The 16,831-nt window shown below is 69.3% G+C and carries 16 protein-coding genes; 14 read left to right on the top strand and 2 right to left on the bottom strand.

Annotation, left to right across the window (positions count from 1 at the left end; all coding sequences use genetic code 11):
• Positions 1-79: 79 nt before the first annotated feature.
• The 5 genes from I4Q42_RS21610 (at position 80) to I4Q42_RS21590 (ending at position 4,265) form a co-directional block, all read left to right on the top strand.
• The gene (locus I4Q42_RS21610) at positions 80-739 is read left to right on the top strand and encodes a class I SAM-dependent methyltransferase (RefSeq protein ID WP_198578166.1); all 660 of its coding nucleotides are present in this window, start codon (positions 80-82) and stop codon (positions 737-739) included.
• A gap of 43 nt (positions 740-782) precedes the next feature.
• Positions 783-1,136: a VOC family protein gene (locus tag I4Q42_RS21605; protein WP_198578165.1), complete on the top strand. Its 354-nt coding sequence runs from the start codon at positions 783-785 to the stop codon at positions 1,134-1,136.
• Positions 1,137-1,412: 276 nt separating this feature from the next.
• Positions 1,413-1,874 (top strand): YkgJ family cysteine cluster protein, encoded by a 462-nt coding sequence (locus I4Q42_RS21600; RefSeq protein WP_332873130.1) that lies wholly within the window; start codon positions 1,413-1,415, stop codon positions 1,872-1,874.
• Positions 1,871-2,410 carry a YkgJ family cysteine cluster protein gene (locus I4Q42_RS21595; RefSeq protein ID WP_198578164.1) on the top strand — a complete coding sequence of 180 codons (540 nt, stop codon included), beginning with the start codon at positions 1,871-1,873 and terminating at the stop codon, positions 2,408-2,410. The genes I4Q42_RS21600 and I4Q42_RS21595 overlap by 4 nt, the downstream gene beginning before the upstream one ends.
• A 73-nt stretch (positions 2,411-2,483) precedes the next feature.
• Positions 2,484-4,265, top strand: coding sequence for an ABC transporter ATP-binding protein (locus I4Q42_RS21590; protein WP_198578163.1), 1,782 nt, complete (start codon positions 2,484-2,486; stop codon positions 4,263-4,265).
• 3 nt (positions 4,266-4,268) lie between these two features.
• On the opposite strand, the gene I4Q42_RS21585 is transcribed toward I4Q42_RS21590, so the two are convergent.
• Complete coding sequence (locus I4Q42_RS21585; protein WP_198578162.1) at positions 4,269-6,080, bottom strand: DUF4153 domain-containing protein; 1,812 nt, start codon at positions 6,078-6,080, stop codon at positions 4,269-4,271.
• A 194-nt stretch (positions 6,081-6,274) separates the two neighbouring features.
• Here I4Q42_RS21585 and I4Q42_RS21580 point away from each other — a divergent pair, with 194 nt between their 5' ends.
• The 4 genes from I4Q42_RS21580 to I4Q42_RS21565 all read left to right on the top strand — a co-directional run bounded on the left by I4Q42_RS21580 (position 6,275) and on the right by I4Q42_RS21565 (position 10,887).
• Positions 6,275-7,810 (top strand): UbiD family decarboxylase, encoded by a 1,536-nt coding sequence (locus I4Q42_RS21580; RefSeq protein ID WP_198578161.1) that lies wholly within the window; start codon positions 6,275-6,277, stop codon positions 7,808-7,810.
• Positions 7,811-7,828: 18 nt separating this feature from the next.
• Positions 7,829-8,275: a hypothetical protein gene (locus I4Q42_RS21575; RefSeq protein ID WP_198578160.1), complete on the top strand. Its 447-nt coding sequence runs from the start codon at positions 7,829-7,831 to the stop codon at positions 8,273-8,275.
• 138 nt (positions 8,276-8,413) lie between these two features.
• Complete coding sequence (locus I4Q42_RS21570; RefSeq protein WP_198578159.1) at positions 8,414-9,025, top strand: hypothetical protein; 612 nt, start codon at positions 8,414-8,416, stop codon at positions 9,023-9,025.
• A 41-nt stretch (positions 9,026-9,066) separates the two neighbouring features.
• Positions 9,067-10,887 carry a M14 family metallopeptidase gene (locus tag I4Q42_RS21565; protein ID WP_198578158.1) on the top strand — a complete coding sequence of 607 codons (1,821 nt, stop codon included), beginning with the start codon at positions 9,067-9,069 and terminating at the stop codon, positions 10,885-10,887.
• 203 nt (positions 10,888-11,090) lie between these two features.
• Here the strand turns inward: I4Q42_RS21565 and I4Q42_RS21560 are convergent, their stop codons facing one another.
• Positions 11,091-12,029 carry a LysR family transcriptional regulator gene (locus I4Q42_RS21560; RefSeq protein WP_198578157.1) on the bottom strand — a complete coding sequence of 313 codons (939 nt, stop codon included), beginning with the start codon at positions 12,027-12,029 and terminating at the stop codon, positions 11,091-11,093.
• 75 nt (positions 12,030-12,104) lie between these two features.
• Here I4Q42_RS21560 and I4Q42_RS21555 point away from each other — a divergent pair, with 75 nt between their 5' ends.
• From I4Q42_RS21555 to I4Q42_RS21535, 5 genes are all read left to right on the top strand, one after another.
• Complete coding sequence (locus tag I4Q42_RS21555) at positions 12,105-12,821, top strand: SDR family oxidoreductase (RefSeq protein WP_198578156.1); 717 nt, start codon at positions 12,105-12,107, stop codon at positions 12,819-12,821.
• A gap of 129 nt (positions 12,822-12,950) precedes the next feature.
• Positions 12,951-14,159: a hypothetical protein gene (locus tag I4Q42_RS21550; RefSeq protein ID WP_198578155.1), complete on the top strand. Its 1,209-nt coding sequence runs from the start codon at positions 12,951-12,953 to the stop codon at positions 14,157-14,159.
• Between the two features lie 81 nt (positions 14,160-14,240).
• Entirely contained in the window at positions 14,241-14,642 is a 402-nt protein-coding gene (locus I4Q42_RS21545) for an MAPEG family protein (RefSeq protein WP_198578154.1), read from the top strand.
• A 55-nt stretch (positions 14,643-14,697) separates the two neighbouring features.
• Positions 14,698-16,029 (top strand): TldD/PmbA family protein, encoded by a 1,332-nt coding sequence (locus I4Q42_RS21540; RefSeq protein WP_198578153.1) that lies wholly within the window; start codon positions 14,698-14,700, stop codon positions 16,027-16,029.
• Positions 16,029-16,808: a 3'(2'),5'-bisphosphate nucleotidase CysQ gene (locus I4Q42_RS21535; RefSeq protein WP_198578152.1), complete on the top strand. Its 780-nt coding sequence runs from the start codon at positions 16,029-16,031 to the stop codon at positions 16,806-16,808. Before I4Q42_RS21540 ends, I4Q42_RS21535 begins: the two co-directional genes overlap by 1 nt.
• Positions 16,809-16,831 lie beyond the last annotated feature (23 nt).

Here is a 16,831-nt window from a genome sequence, read left to right as displayed (position 1 = left end):
AGATGCTCCCCCTCTGGGGGAGCTGTCGCGGAGCGACTGAGGGGGTCTCGCGTCCGCGCGAAACGCCTATAACCCGCCCATGATCGTCCAGACCCTGGAAGGCCGCCGGGCCTTCATCCGCGACAACACCCGGCTGCTGCCCACGCCGCACGCGCCCGAACTGCTGCTGCACCTGGCCGACGAGGTGACGCCCCTGTGGCGCCTGACCGAGGAAGCGCTGGAAGAAATCGGCCTGCCGCCGCCGTTCTGGGCCTTCGCCTGGGCCGGCGGCCAGGCCCTGGCGCGCTACGTGCTCGACCATCCCGAGATCGTGCGCGGCAAGCACGTGATCGACTTCGCCACCGGCTCGGGCATCGTCGCCGTCGCGGCCATGAAGGCGGGCGCGGCCAGCGTGCTGGCGGCCGACATCGACGTGTTCTGCGAGGCGGCCGTGGCCATGAACGCAGCGGCCAACGGGGTCGAGATCGGCTTCACCGACCAGAACCTGCTGGACGCCCCGCCGCCGGCCGCCGACGTGCTGCTGGCCGGCGACATCTGCTACGAGGGGCCGATGGCCAAGGCTGTCATGGCTTGGCTGGCCGAGGGCCGCGCGGCCGGGGCGGCGGTGCTGGTCGGCGATCCGGGCCGCACCTACTTCCCCAAGGAGGGCCTGGTGAAGCTGGCCGAATACCAGGTGCCCACCACCCGCGAACTGGAAGACCTGGCGGTGAAGCGCACCAGCGTCTGGACTCTGCCCTGACGCCAAACTAGAACATTTGCGGAACATAAGTGGAGACCCGCCCATGCGCGAGGACGGCAAGATCGACTATATCGAGTGGGCGGGCGGCGAGCTCCCGGCCACCAAGGCCTTCTATTCCGCCGCCTTCGGCTGGAGCTTCACCGACTACGGCCCCGACTACGCCGCCTTCGAAGGCCAGGGCGCCGACGGCGGCTTCGTGGGCGACATCACCGAAGAGCCGGCCAAGCCGCTGGTGATCCTCTACGCCGTCGATCTCGAAGCCATGGAAGCCAAGGTGGTCGCCGCCGGCGGGGTGGTGGTGAAGCCGATCTTCGAATTCCCGGGTGGGCGGCGGTTCCACTTCCTGGATCCGGCGGGGAATGAGCTGGCCGTGTGGAGCGCGACGGGGTTCGAGTAACCCCCTCAGTCGGCTTCGCCGACAGCTCCCCCAGAGGGGGAGCATCTTGGAGGCGCGGCGCTTCCAGATCCTCCCCCTCTGGGGGAGGTGGCCCGAAGGGCCGGAGGGGGGCCGTTTTCAGCCGCCGCTGATGCCGGCCGGCTTCGCGCCAATCCCCTCTCCGTCCGCTTCGCGGACACCTCTCCCACGGGGAGAGGGTCTTTGCTCCGCAAAAACCGTCACAAACCCCCGCTAAATTCCGCACCCTGACGATTGGCCTTCGGGCGGGGGAACGACGTGGGTCAGCGGAGCTGCGGCGACTGCGGGATGTGCTGCAAGCTGATGGGCGTCGAGGCCATCGGCAAGTCGCCGCACGCCTGGTGCGGCCACTTCCGCAAAGGGGCCGGCTGCGCGATCTATGCCGACCGCCCCAAGGCCTGCGCCGACTTCTCCTGCTACTGGCTGAACGCCGAGGGCCTGTCGGACGAGTGGCGGCCCGACCGCGCCCGCTTCGTCCTGCACCGCGAGGAGGGCGGCCGGCGGCTGATCGTCGAGGTCGATCCGGCCCAGCCCCAGGCCTGGCTCAAGGCCCCCTACCACGCCACTCTGCGCGACTGGGCCCGGCGCGGCGCGGCCGGCGGCCTGACCCTGAACGTGCTGGTCGGCCCGCGCGCCTATGAGATCCAGGGCGATCGGGATATCGACCTCGGCATCGTCCGCGACATGGCCGCCAAGCCCTTCGCGGGAGCCGCCCAATGACCGACGTCGCCCCCGCCCCTGCGCCCGGCCCCGCGCCCGGCAAGGCCTGCGGCTCCTGCGGCATGTGCTGCAAGGTGCTGGCCATCGACGAGCTGAACAAGCGCGACGGCGTCTGGTGCGGCCACTTCAAGAAGGGCGGCGGCTGCGGCTCCTACGAGACCCGTCCGGGCGCCTGCCGCGGCTTCCACTGCCTGTGGCTGACCTCGGAAAAGCTCGACGACGCCTGGCGGCCCGACAAGGCCGGCTTCCTGATGTATTCCGACCGCGACGGCAAACGCCTCAACGTCGTGGTCGACCCCGGCAAGCCGGCGGCCTGGAAGCGCGAACCCTACTACCGGCGCATCAAGGCGATGTCGCAGCGGGCCTATGACGGCTACGAGCTGGTGGTCTGCGTCGGCGACCGCCGCACCGTGGTCTTCCCCACCGAGGACGTCGAGCTGGGCGTGCTGAACCCGGGCCACAAGCTGGTCAGCGGCTATGTGAACCGCGACGGCGCGCAGGTCCCCTTCGCCATGGTGCTGAGCGACGCGGAATAGCGGCGCCAAAACCTGGCAGCAGCGCACCCGCAAACCGTTCCCAGCCGCTCCCATCCAGCCTATCTAGCCGCCCATGAGCGACTTCAACGATGAAGACGAGACCAAGGGCAAGCGCCGGGCGCTGTCCAACGGCCAGGTGCTGGGCTTCCTGGCGCGCTTCTGGCTGCGCCGGAAGCTGATCTTCGCCGCCGGGGTGAGCCTGACCCTGGTCGCGGTGGCCTTCGACGTCGCCCTGCCGACCGCCGCCGAGCATCTGGTCGACGTCGTCGTGGCCGGCGAGAAGTCGCGCGCCTGGGGCGCCTGGGCGATCTTCGTCGGCGTCTACCTGGCCTTCTCGCTGATCCGCAACCTGGCCCACCGGTTCTGGATCCCGCTGGCCGCCCGCAACATGGAGGAGATGACCAACGAGGGCTTCGCCCGCGTCCAGGCCTTCTCGTCCGACTGGCACGCCGACAGCTTCGCTGGGGCCACGGTGCGCAAGCTGACCCGCGCCATGTGGGGATACGACAGCGTCACCGACGCCTTCACCATCTGGCTGGCGCCCAGCATGATCGTGCTGCTGGGGCTGTCGGGCGTCATGCTGGTCAAGCAGCCCCTGGCCGGCGCGATCTCGCTGGTCGTGGTGCTGCTGTACCTGTCGGTGAACCTGTGGATCACCGAGCGCTACGTGCGGCCCGCCAACCTGAAGTCCAACGCCTTCGACTCCGCCATCGGCGGGGCCCTGGCCGACGCGGTGACCTCCAATCCGACGGTCAAGGCCTTCGGGGCCGAGGACCGCGAGACCGCCCGTCTGGCCCAAGTCACCGCGGCCTGGCGCGATGCGGTGATGGTCACCTGGAACCGCTTCACCGACGTCTGGCTGGGCCAGAACCTGTTGCTGGTCGTGCTGCAGGCGGGGCTGACCGGGGCCATGGTCTGGGCCTGGATGCGCGGCCAGGCCGGGCCGGGCGACATCGTCGCGGCCATCACCTCATTCCTGCTGATGAGCGGCTATCTGCGCAACATGGGCGAGAACATCCGCATGCTGCAGAAGGGCCTCGACGATTCCGAGGACGTCGCGGCCTGGTCGCGGCTGCCGCCGCAGATCGCCGACGCGCCGGACGCGCCCGCCTTCGCGCCCGGCCCCGGCGCCATCGCCTTCCAGGGCGTGACCTTCGCCTACCGCAACGCCGGCGCGCCGCTGTACGATCGCTTCTCGCTGGAGATCGCGCCGGGCGAGAAGGTGGCCCTGGTCGGCCCGACCGGCTCGGGCAAGTCGACCTTCGTCAAGCTGATCCAGCGGCTGCACGACCTGCAGGGCGGGCGGATCCTGATCGACGGCCAGGACGTGGCCAAGGTCACCCAAGGCTCTCTGCGCCGCGCCATCGCCGTGGTGCCGCAGGACCCGGCCCTGTTCCACCGCAGCCTCCTCGACAACATCGCCTACGGCCGCCCCGACGCCACCTTCGACCAGGTGGTGGAGGCGGCCAGGAAGGCCCGCGCCCACGAGTTCATCCTGAAGCTGCCGCACGGCTACGACACCCTGGTCGGCGAGCGCGGCATCAAGCTGTCGGGCGGCGAGCGCCAGCGCGTGGCCATCGCCCGCGCTTTCCTGACCGACGCCCCGATCCTGGTGCTCGACGAGGCCACCTCCTCGCTCGACGTCGAGACCGAAGCCCTGGTGCAGGAGGCCGCCGAGGCGCTGATGCAGGGCCGCACGACCATCGTCATCGCCCACCGCCTGTCGACCGTGCGCGGCGCCGACCGGATCCTGGTGTTCCAGAACGGCCGCGTCGTCGAGGAAGGTCGCCACGCCGAGCTGAAGGCGGCCGGCGGGGTCTATGCGCGGTTGAACGCGGTCAGCGAGGGGGTCTGAGCGTCAGTACGCCAGCGGAGTGAAAGGCGCGCTCCGCTGCTTGATCGGCCGCTCCGCAGTTTCGCAGCGCGGCTGTTCGGGCGTGATGCGAAGCCGTTGGCCGGCGTGCTTGATGTCCGGCATGTCAGGCGTAGTGGTTTCCAGCGCGCCGGTGATGAACCGCGTCATGTCCGTCTCGGGATCGACATCGTCGGGATAGCAGCCGGTCAGCCGGAAGAAGCCGTAACGCTTCCACAGGCCGTCCATGCGCTTATAGACCGCGATCCCATCACCCGCCTCGATGAGAACCTCGGCGACGCCGTCCTCATCGAGGTCCTTGACGTTGGCACGGCATGGCTTGTCGCTCGCTCCGCAGAACGGTCGATAAGCATCCGGCGCGCCGAACTGCTCGACGAAATCGGCCGGCAGGGCCTGTCCCTTGGGGAACACCTGGATCTGAGACATTGGCTTAAGCTCGGACGAGGGCTTCGAATCCGATCTGTCGTAGCGCCCCTTCAGAAGGGCGGCGATGCGCGCGCCCTCGCGGATCTCGGGATCCTTGCTGGTCTTCAGCCTTCCGAAGGCGTCGACGCCGTAGCGCCCAGCGTCGAAGCGCAGGAAGCGGAAGTCGAAGTCCTTGGCCTTGACCTTGCCCCCCTCCAGCCGCGCCACCTGGTCGCCGACCGACAGCCGACGTGGATCGGCCAGAGGCGTCACCAGGGCCAGCAGCACGACGATCACCCCGAAGGCCATGGCGATGTTGGTCGCTTCCAAGGTCTTCATCCAGGGGCCGGGCCGCACCGCCGCGACCGCGTAGCCGATCGCGTAGCCGGCCGCGACCAGCACGCAGGCGGCGGCGATGATCCGGTCGGTGCTGAGGCCGTACTGGCCGATGCGCAGGGAAAGGCCATAGGCGGCCAGGGCGACGATCGGAACCAGCAGCAGGCCGGCCAGCCGCGCCGCCCATTTCAGCACCACCGCCGTCGCCTCGGTGCCGTCCTGGTAGGCGGCGTTGGTCAGCAGGGTGAGGAAGGCGGCGGCGGTCAGCAGCATGGCCGTGGCGCTGCGGGTCTTCCACAACGGCTCCAGGCCCGTGAACGGCAGGGTCAGCAGGAAGCCGCCGGCGATCAGCACCATCAGCGGCAGCAGCCAGGCCAGCAGGGTCAGGGCCACGGTCCGCACCCCGCGCACCAGGCCCGCGCGCACGTCGGTCAGCTGGACGGCGGCGGCGAACATGGTGGTGGTGGCCGGGAAGGCGAAGAGCTCGGTCTTGATCAGGGCGTCGATGGCGTCGACGCCGATCAGCTTGAACAGGGCCGCGGCCAGGAACAACAGCAGCCAGAAGGCCCCGGTGAAGCCCGCCGCCAGCACCAGCTGCACCCCGTGCTTCCAGGTGATGTCGAAATAGCTGGCGAAACGGGCGATGGGCCGGCGCTCAATGTCGGCCGGCTCGACCAGATGGTGGCCGATGAACAGCAATGCCGCGAGACCTATGAAGTTCAACGGCCCCAGGCCGTCGACGCCGCGCGCCGCCGGATCGCCGCTCCAGACGCCGTAGGCCCCGACCCCGGCGGCCAGCAGCACGGCCGCGCCCTTCCAGGCGGCCAGGGTGCGCCAGCGCAGGGTCGAGACGCCCGCCAGCACCACGAACGGCGCGAACAGGAAGGCCAGCCCGAGCGCCGCATCGGCCTGCGGCTGGGTATGGGGCCAGAACTTGTGCTCATTGGCCTGGTACAGCCAGTACAGCAGCAGCCCCTGGGCCAGGCCCGTGACCAGGCGCAGCACGGTCGTCCGGCGCACGGCGCGCGGATCGGCTTCGACGGTTTGGTCGGTCATCGACGGGCTCCTGCAACCTTCGAGGCAGCAGAGATCACGCCCCGAATGCGGCGCCTAGGACGAAGCTTGGCCTGCATCCTTTCTCCACGCGCGCTCGACGCCCCCTCCACGTCCCTTCAAACACCGGGCCCTCCGCCTTGCCCTGGCGCGCCCCCGCTTCTAGGTTCCGCGCCGTTCCAGGAGTCTCCCCGCCCATGGCCTATCGCTCGCTTCGCGAATTCATCGACGTGCTGGAGGCCCAGGGCGAGCTGGTGCGGGTCAAGGAGCCGGTCTCCTCCGTCCTCGAGATGACCGAGATCCAGACCCGCCTGCTGGCCACCGGCGGCCCGGCGGTGCTGTTCGAGCACGTGCTGCTGCCCGACGGGTCGCGGTCTTCGATGCCCGCCCTGGCCAACCTGTTCGGCACGGTCAAGCGGGTGGCCATGGGCGTCACCCTGGGCGGCGAGCCGCGCACCACCGCCGGCGAGCTGCGCGAAGTCGGCGAACTGCTGGCCTTCCTGCGCCAGCCCCAGCCGCCCAAGGGCCTGAAGGACGCGCTGGACATGCTGCCCCTGGCCAAGACGGTGCTGTCGATGCGCCCGGGCACGGTGAAGAAGGCGCCCGTGCAGGAAGTGGTGCTCAAGGGCGACCAGATCGACCTGTCCAAGCTGCCGGTGCAGACCTGCTGGCCGGGCGAGCCGGCGCCGCTGATCACCTGGGGCCTGGTGGTCACCAAGGGGCCTAGCGACGACCGCGAGGACGATTTCAACCTCGGCATCTACCGCATGCAGGTGCTGGGCAAGGACAAGGCAATCATGCGCTGGCTAGCCCACCGCGGCGGGGCCCAGCACTACGCCCGCCACAAGAAGGCTGGCAAGAAGGAGCCCCTGCCCTGCGCCGTCGTGCTGGGGGCCGACCCCGGCACGATCCTGGCCGCCGTGACGCCGGTGCCCGACACCTTGAGCGAATACCAGTTCGCCGGCCTGCTGCGCGGCGCCAAGCTCGACCTCGTGCCGGCCAAGACCGTGCCGCTGATGGTGCCGGCCCAGGCCGAGATCGTCATCGAGGGCCACGTCCTGCTCGACGAGCACGCCGAGGAGGGCCCCTACGGCGACCACACCGGCTACTACAACAGCGTCGAGACCTTCCCGGTCTTCCAGGTGACGGCGATCACCATGCGCAAGGACCCGATCTACCTGACCACCTTCACCGGCCGGCCGCCGGACGAGCCCAGCGTGCTCGGCGAGGCGCTGAACGAGGTGTTCATCCCGCTGATCCGCCAGCAGTTCCCCGAGATCGTCGACTTCTGGCTGCCGCCCGAGGGCTGCTCCTACCGCATCGCCGTGGTGTCGATGAAGAAGGCCTATCCGGGCCACGCCAAGCGGGTGATGCTGGGCGTGTGGAGCTACCTGCGCCAGTTCATGTACACCAAGTGGGTGATCGTCGTGGACCACGACATCAACGCCCGCGACTGGAAGGACGTGATGTGGGCGATCAGCACCAAGATGGATCCCGCCCGGGACATCACGGTGATCGAGCACACCCCGATCGACTATCTCGACTTCGCCAGCCCGGTCAGCGGCCTGGGCTCGAAGATCGGCCTCGACGCCACCGACAAGTGGGAGCCCGAGACCAATCGCGAGTGGGGCGAGGAGATCCGCATGGACCAGGCCGTGGTCGACGCGGTCAGCGAGAAGTGGTCGCGCCTGGGCCTGCCGGGCGAGGGCAAGCCGATCTGGAAGGCGAAGTAGCGCGAGGGAAGATCCGTCTTGATTATCACCCTGACGGCGAAGGCCTGGTACGACGCCAAGGACCAGGTGCTGGCCGCGCTTCCCGGGCTTGAAGACGCGCTGCAACCCGCGCTCGGCGCCGACTATGGCGGACTCGCCGCCTTCCATGCGGTGTTGGTGGCCATGGAGCCTGACGAAGCCGGAAACGCTCCCCATCGGAAGGCCTTCGAAAAGGTCGGCCGATTTCCCGGCACGGACCTTCGCTTTCTCAGCGTCTCGGTCGGGTTTTCCTCAGAGGAGATCGTCGAGATGACAGGGCCCGAGGTGGCGCATGTCTTCGCGATACGGCTAAAGGCGCGCTTGGCCGATCGACCCGCACGCCTGCCGAAGACTTTCGACTACCCCCGGTTCTACGAGGATATCTCGCACGCCTTGGACGCCTTCATCGCCTCGGCTGGTGCATCGCCGTCAGCACCTGGACGCTGAACAGCCTCTGCAAGCACCATGCGGCGATCGACGCGGTCAGCGAGAAGCGGCCGCACCTTGCCCGCAATGCGCGCATGATCCAGGAAGTGCGGCGCGGCCTCGCCGCCTTCAGTGACGCGTCTGAAATCGGGGGATTTCGTGGACCCATTCGAGTTCTTCTTCAGCTTCTACGGCCTGCTGCTCGGCTTTTCGGTGGCCGAGCTGGTCGGCGGCTTCGCACGGCTGCTGCACGAGCGGCGGACGGTGCGCTTCGGCCTGCTGACGCCGCTCCTGGCGCTGTTCGTGGCTATCGACATCGCCAGCTTCTGGAACCAGGCCTGGGTGATCTTCCGCCCCGCGCCCTACAACTACGCCCTGCTGATCGTCGGCCTGGTGGTGGCCAGCACCTTCTATGTCGCCGCCACCCAGGTCTTCCCCCGCGAGCTGAAGCCCGGCGAGGACCTGGACGACCACTTCTGGGGCCGCAAGCGGCTGGTGCTGCTCAGCGTCATGGGCGCAAACCTGCTGATCGTCGTGCTGTTCCTGGGCCTGGTGACCCTGAACGGCGAGATCGCCAAGCTGCGGCTGGGCCCGGCCTTCTGGATCGGCACGCCGATGTTCCTGCTGCTGACCCTGGTGGCGGCCCTGGCGCGCTGGCGGTGGATGGTGGCCGGCGCCCTGGGGATCCTGCTCGCCTACCAGACCTGGCAGATCTTCGGCTCGGCCAAGGCGCTGGTGGCCAAGGGCGGCTGGCTGCTGACCGGCGGCTAGCCCCCTTGCCTTCGGCGGGAGGAAGGGCGACGACAGCAGCCATGCGCTCGACCGCTCTCCTCACCCTCGCCCTGCTTGCCTTGGGAACGCCCGCCATGTCGCAGACCCCCGCCAAAGCCCCCTGGGACCAGGCCTTCCTGCCCCCCGCGCCGCACTGGCAGGGCGCCAGCCAGGCGCTGATCCGCGACAAGTCCGATCCGTGGGTGACGCCGTTCGAGGCCGATCCCGGCCACGACTTCTCGCCGACCTATGTGGACACCCGCGCCTGGTTCGACAGGCTCGACAAGGCGTCCAAGCTTGTGCGCGTCGAGGAGTTCGGGGTCTCGCCCGAGGGCCGGCCGATCTTCGCGGTGATCGCCAGCAAGGACGGCGACAAGCTGGATCCGAAGAAGCCGCTGCTGCTGGTCCAGTGCGGAATCCACCCCGGCGAGATCGACGGCAAGGATGCGGGCATGATGCTGCTGCGCGACATCGCCTTTCACGGCAAGGACGGCCTGCTCGACAAGGTCAATCTGGTGCTGATCCCGATCCTGTCGGTCGACGGCCACGAGCGCTCGGGTCCCTACTCGCGCCCCAACCAGCGCGGACCGCGCATCCAGGGCTGGCGCAACACGGCGACCAACCAGAACCTCAACCGCGACTTCATGAAGCTCGACCAGCCCGAGATGCAGGCGCTGAAGCGGCTTCAGGCCAAGTACCACGCCGACCTTTACGTCGACGTCCACGTCACCGACGGCATGGATTACCAGTACGACGTCACCTACGGCTACAACGGCGAGGAGGGCGTCTGGTCGCGCTCGCCGGCCACCGCCAAGTGGCTGGACGAGGCCTTCAAGCCGGCCATGAACCAGAGCCTGGAGGCCGAGGGCCACATCCCGGGCGAGCTGGTGTTCGGCATCGACGAGCGCAATCCCAAGGCCGGGCTGTCGGACGGCGGCTTGGGCGAGCGGTTCTCCAACGGCTGGGGCTCGGCCGCCCACGTGCCGACCATCCTGATCGAGAACCACAGCCTCAAGCCCCACGTCCAGCGGGTGCTGGGGACCTACGTGTTCATCGAGACGTCGCTGAAGCTGCTGGCGCAGAAGGGCGACACGCTGCGCGCCGCCGTCGCCGCCGACAGCGCCCTGCGTCCGGCGACCATCCCGGCCAATTTCATCGCCGACGACAAGCCGACCACGACCCGGGCCTTCAAGGGCATCAAGTACGAGACCTATGACAGCGTCGCCTCGGGCAAGACCGAGATCCGTTGGCTGGGGCAGGCCGACCCGGACCTCTGGCAGCTGCCGTTCTACGGCTCGCACCCCACCCTGCAGCTGGCCCGTCCCAAGGCCTACTGGGTGCCCAGCTATCGCGCCGACCTCATCGAGCGGCTGAAGCTGCACGGGGTGAAGGTCGAGACCCTCGATGCGTCCAGGACCGTGCCGGTCGAGATGCTGCGCCTGGTCGAGCCGAAGGTCGCCCCGCGCGCCAACGAGGGCCATGTTCAGATGAGCGTCGAGCAGGTGACGACGCAACAGCGCGACTGGACCTTCCCCAAGGGCTCGGTCCGCGTGCCAACCGACCAGCCGCTGGGCGACCTCGTCGTGCTGCTGCTAGAACCGCAATCGAGCGAAAGCGTCTTCGCCTGGGGCATGGTCCCCGAGGTGCTGAGCCGCGTCGAATATATCGAGCCCTACGCCATCGCCCCGCTGGCCGAGAAGATGCTGGCCGCCGATCCGGCGCTGAAGGCGGAGTTCGAGGCCAAGCTGACCGCCGACCCCAAGTTCGCCGCCGATCCCGACGCCCGCCTGGCCTGGTTCTACAAGCGCACGCCGTTCTACGACGACCGCCACCTGCTCTACCCGATCGCCCGGGAGAAGTAGGGATCGGGCATAGAAACCCTCTCTCTTTGAGAGAGGGAGGGGCCCGCGCCAAAGGCGTGGGAGGGTGAGAGGTAACAAACTCACCGAATGAAGCGCCGCGCGTCGAGCTTCTACGTCAGAAGGCTGGCCGCTATCTCGGATCTGCCTGTTGGCGGTGAAACCCCTCACCCTCCCACCGCTTCGCGGCGGGCCCCTCCCTCTCCCTATGGAAGAGGGGAAGAATCCCAAGGCCTTCTCTCCCCATACCGCTCCACCAGCGCATCCACAGCCGCCCGCAGCTTCGCGCTCGGATACGGCGTGCGCGGCCAGACCAGGTTCACCGGCAACGGACTGTCGAACACCCCGTCGAGCACCGTTTCCAGGCGACCAGTGGCGAGATCGTCGGCCACCACCCAGCGCGGGACCATGGCGATGCCGGTTCCGGCCCGCGCCGCCTCGGCCAGGACCAGGGCGTCGCCGATCCGCAGGCGGCCGTCCACCGCCAGCAGCCGCGCCGTCCCCTCGCCGTCGACATAGGGCCAGGGCGTCGGGCGACCGTCGCGGGCCTCGACCAGGCAGTCGTGAGCCAGCAAGTCCTCAACGCTCGCAGGCCGTCCCCGTGCGTCGAGATAGGCCGGAGTCGCGCAGACCACCCGCCGCTGCGCGCCCAGCGGCCGGGCGACCAGGCCGGCGCGGTCGTCGAGATCACCGATGCGCACCGCCAGGTCGACGCCCTCGGCCGTCAGGTCCACCGCCCGCGCGCCGAACACGACCTCCAGCCGCAGGGCCGGCCAGCGGGCGACGAGGTCCAGCAGCACCGGCATGACGAAGGCCCGCCCCAGCAGCGGCGGCAGGGCCACGCGCAGCAGGCCCGACGGCTCGCCCCGGCCTTGCAGCAGTTCGGCCTCGGCTTCGGCCAGGCTCGCCAGGGCCGCGACACAGCGGGCGTGGAAGCGGCGGCCGTCCTCGGTGAGGGCGACGCTGCGGGTGGTGCGGGCCAGCAGGCGCACGCCCAGCCGCGCCTCCAGTCGGCTCACCGCCTTGCCGACCGCCGAGGGCGAAAGGCCCAGGAACGGCGCGGCCGCGGCGAACCCGCCATGCTCGGTCACCGCCACGAAGGCGCGCAGGCCGCCGTAGCGGTCGAGAGAAGGGATCGAGATCATTCAGGCACTGAAGTCCGGAATGATCGGAATTCAAGTCGTTTCCGTCGTGGCGGGTCGCCACCTAGCCTCTCGGCCATGCAGTATGATGGAAAGACCCTGGTGGTGATCGGCGGCGGCTCGGGGATCGGGCTTGCCACAGCAAAGGCCTTCGTCGCCGGCGGTGGCCGCGTGGTGATCGGCGGACGCTCGGCTCAGCGATTGGAAGCGGCGCGACAACAGCTCGGCCCCGACGCCGAGACCGCGACCATCGACCTCTTCGACACCGCCTCGGTCGCGCGGTTCTTCGAGCGCCTCGACCGCATCGACCACCTGTTCACCCCGGCCGCGACCTACACGATCGCCCCGTTCGACCATCCGGACGAAGCGGCCCTGGCCTCGCCGTTCGACGGCAAGTTCTGGGGCCAGGTGCGCTGCGTCCGCGCCGCCGCGAGTAAGCTGGCGCCCGACGGCTCGGTGGTGCTGATGTCCGGCGCCGCCAGCGCCCGGCCGCCCAAGGGCGCGGCGCTCTACGCCGCCGCCAACGGCGCGATCGAGGCCTTCGGGCGCGGCCTGGCGGTGGACCTCGCGCCCGTGCGCGTCAACATCGTCGCCCCCGGCACGATCGACGGCGACCTTTGGGCGCGGCGTCCGGCTGAGATCCGCGCCGCCGCCTTCGCCGGCCAGGCGGCCGGCTCGCTGGTCGGCCGCCCGGGGACCGAGGACGAGATCGCCCAGGCGGTGCTGTTCCTGCTGACCAACGGCTTCACCACCGGGACCACCCTGTTCACGGACGGCGGCTACAGCCTGCGCTGAAACGCATCTCAAAACGTGAGCGAGCGATCACTTACTTTTTGATTGACCCTTCGCGATTGCGGCGGAAAGCTGCGCTCACCGTGTGGGCTTGTCGCGTCCCGCGGCGTCGGACGGCAAAGGGAGGCTTGCATGGTTTCCGGCCCAGCACGAAAGCAGGGGCGCGGCGGCTGGCGCGGGGTCCTGCGCTGCGCCAGAGCGATTGCGGTCGGGGCGAGCGGCGCCCTGCTTGCCGCCTGCGCCACGACCACGGGCGACTGGGCCGACCAGTTGGACGGTCGCGCCAGGATCGCCAATCTCGGCGAGTACGTGGACTGCGTGATCGTCGCCCATTCCGCGACGCTGGAGAAAGTCCTCTTCACATGCACCCCGGGCGTGGTGGTCATCGTCTCGACCGACACCGGCGCCCGAACCGTGCTGAAGTTGTCGATGATGCCCGAGCAGCCTTTCGTCCATCGGGACGGCAAGGACGAGCTGCTCTATTTCCCCGGCGGCGGCGACGCCCCGGCCATCCGCGAAATCGATCTCGGCGCGGGAACGGTCTTCGATCGCCCAATGATCGTGCCGCAGGGCTTCCACCTGATGTCGGTCTATCTGAACCCCCGCGACCGTTGCCTGGTCGCCTCCCTCGTCGCCCAGGGCCCCTGGCCTCAGTCCGGCGTGCTCAGGGCCTATGACTACGACCCCCGCGGACGCACGCCCGTGCGCCTGGACGCCCCCGGCGTCATCGAGGTTTCTCAAGGTAAAAATCCAAGGAACACCGGCGCGCCCAATATCGGCGGCCTTATCTGCGTACGGGACAAGGCGGAGCGGATGACGCTTCTCCTGACGCAGTTCGAGCAGGATGATCGGCCGGGCGCCATCGGGACCCGGATCACCCGAGTCACGGCCACCGAACAGCGCGTGATCCACCGCGCCTCCGAGCTCCTGCAGTTCTTCCAGCCCAAGCTGGCGCCCTACGTCTATGCGCGAAACGGCATCTTCCCCGGCATGTTGAAGATCGACGTCGACACCGGCGCAGTCACGACCATCGGCGACAAGGTCGATGGGGCGTGGGAGGACTTCGATCCCCAGACCGGCCTGGGCATGGTCTCGAGCAAGGCCGACAAGGGACACTACAGGATCTGCCTCGCCGACCTGAACGGCTGCCGACGCAGCGTCTGGGCGAACACACAACTGTTCACGGGCAGCGTCTCGAACGGATGGCTGGGCGACGGCTTCATCGCCATGTCCAGCAATGCGATCTACCTGGAGCCGTTTCCGGCGCAAGGTCCGCCCGGTCGACGCGTCTGGCACTACTGGTTCGAGACGCCGGACGCCGACAGCCCTCCACAACCCTAGCTTACGCCACGTTACCGGTTGCCTTCCCGACAGAAGCGAGGCCCTTATGCGGCCCCGCTTTCTGTTCCGAAGGTCCACGCCATGGACGTTTCCGCCGCCGGTCACGCCGCCGCCCTCTGGGCCGGACTGCACGTCTTCCTGCTGCTGGTGCTGTCGCTGCTGGTCGTGCGCCTGCGCCAAAAGCACAAGGTCGCCCTGGGCGACGGCGGCGTGCCGGAGATGGCCCAGGCCGTCCGCGCCTTCGGCAACGCCAGCGAATATATCCCGACGGGCCTGGGCATACTGGCCGTGCTGGCCGTGGTCGGCGCGCCGGTCATCGCCGTGCACGGGGTCGGCTTCGTGCTGTTCGCCGGCCGGCTGATCCACGCCGTGGGCCTGTCGCGCAACGGCGGGGTGTCGATCCCCCGCGCCGTCGGCATGATCTGCACCTGGCTGGCCTACGTCTTCGGCGGCGTGATCCTGCTGTTCTACGCGATCCCCTAGGGAGACGACGCGGGCGACGCTTGCTCCGCCCCGCCCGCCTCGTCCATAAGGCCTCATGGACGAAAATCTGTTGCATGACCTCGTCGCCGCCGCGCGCAAGGCCGGGGCCGACGCCGCCGAGGCCGTGTTCGCCGAGCGCCAGTCGCTTTCCGTGGGCGTGCGCCTGGGCGAGCTCGAAGAAGTCGAACGCGAGGAGGCCCGGGACCTGGGCCTGCGCGTCTTCGTCGGTCGCCGCAGCGCCACCGTCTCCGGCTCCGACGTCAGCCCCGAGTCCCGCGCCAAGCTGATCGAGCGCGCCGTGGCCATGGCCCGCCTGGCCCCCGAAGACCCCTATGCCGGCTTCGCCCCGCAGGACCACCTGGCCAAGGGTCCGTTCCCCGCGCTCGACCTGGTCGACGCCTACGAGCCCTCGGCCGAGACCCTGGAGTCCCAGGCCCGCCTGGCCGAGGAAGCCGCGCGCGCCGTCGAGGGCGTGACCAATTCCGACGGCGGCTCGTCGAGCTGGAGCTCGACCGTCTGGCGCCTGGCGACCAGCGACGGCTTCTCCGGCCAGCACGCGGCCACCGGCTTTGGCATCTCAGCCTCGGCGATCGCCGGCGAGGGCGCGGGCATGGAGCGCGGCGGCGAGGGCCGGTCGGTGCGCCATGCGCAGGACCTGCCCACGCCCCAGGCCATCGGCGACAAGGCCGGCCGCCAGGCCGTCTCTCGACTTGGCGCGCGCAAGATCGGCTCGACCACCGCCCCGGTGATCTTCGAGAACCGCCTGGCCATGTCGCTGATCGGCCCGCTGATCGGCGCCATCTCCGGCCCGTCGATCGCCCGCGGCACCTCGTTCCTGAAGGACAAGCTGGGCCAGCGCATCTTCGCCGCCGGCGTCCAGCTGACCGAGGATCCGCACCGGGTGCGCGGCCTGGGCTCGGCCCCGTTCGACGACGAGGGCGTGGCCACCGTGCAGCGCGCCCTGATCGACGACGGCGTGCTGACCACCTGGCTGCTCAACAGCGCCAGCGCCCGCCAGCTGGGCCTGGAGACCACGGGTCACGCCTCGCGCGGCTCGGCCGGCCCGCCCGGGGTCTCGACCCACAACCTGACCTTGGAGCCGGGCGACCTCGACCTGGCCGGATTGATGGGCCAGGCCAAGGATGGCCTGTTCATCACCTCGATGTTCGGCCCGTCTCTGAACGGCAACACCGGCGACTGGTCGGTGGGCTGCTCGGGCTTCTGGTTCGAGAACGGCGAGCTGGCCTATCCGGTCACCGAGATCACGGTGGCCGGCAATCTGATCGACATCTACGGCCGGCTGGTGGTCGGCTCGGACCTGGAGATCCGCGGGGCCAGCAACAGCCCGTCCATCCTGGTCGACGGCCTGGCGATCGCGGGCAAATGATGAGCGACCTCGACCTGATCCTCGACGCGGCCCGCGAGGCCGGCGCCCTGGCCCTGGCGGCCCGGGCCAAGGGCGTGAAGATCTGGTCGAAGGAAGGCGGCTCGCCGGTCACCGACGCCGATCTGGCCGTGGACGCCCTGCTGAAGGAGCGCCTGCGCGCGGCCCGGCCCGACTATGGCTGGCTGTCGGAAGAGACGGTCGACGATCCCACCCGGCTCGAGACTGCACGCCAGTTCGTGGTCGATCCGATCGACGGCACCGTGGCCTTCATGAAGGACAAGCCGTGGTTCGCCGTTTCGGTGGCCGTGGTCGAGAACGGGCGGCCGATCGTCGGCGTGGTCCATGCGCCCGCGCTGGACGAGACCTATGCGGCCACCCTGGGCGGCGGCGCGACCCTGAACGGCGCGGCCATCGCTCCCAGCCTCACCACCGAGCTCGAAGGCTCGGCCATGCTGGGCGACGCCAAGATGTTCGGCCACCCGGCCTGGCGCACGCCCTGGCCGCCGATGCGGATCGAGGCGCGCAACTCCATCGCCTATCGCATCTGCCTGGTGGCGGCCGGCGCCTTCGACGCGGCGATCGCGCTGAGCCCCAAAAGCGAGTGGGACCTGGCCGCCGCCGACCTGATCTGCGCCGAGGCCGGAGCGTTGCTTACCGACCACCGCGGCGGAAAATTCGCCTACAACCAGCCGAATCCGACGGTTCCGAGCCTGGTTTGCGCGAATGAGGCGCTTCACCCGTTGATCCTGTCACGCGTCGGGCATATCGACCTGCCATAATCATAATTTATGCAGGATCGTGC

This window comes from Caulobacter hibisci (genome assembly GCF_016135805.1).
In the GTDB taxonomy this organism is placed as follows: domain Bacteria; phylum Pseudomonadota; class Alphaproteobacteria; order Caulobacterales; family Caulobacteraceae; genus Caulobacter; species Caulobacter hibisci.
This window is presented reverse-complemented; position numbering and strand designations above follow the sequence as displayed.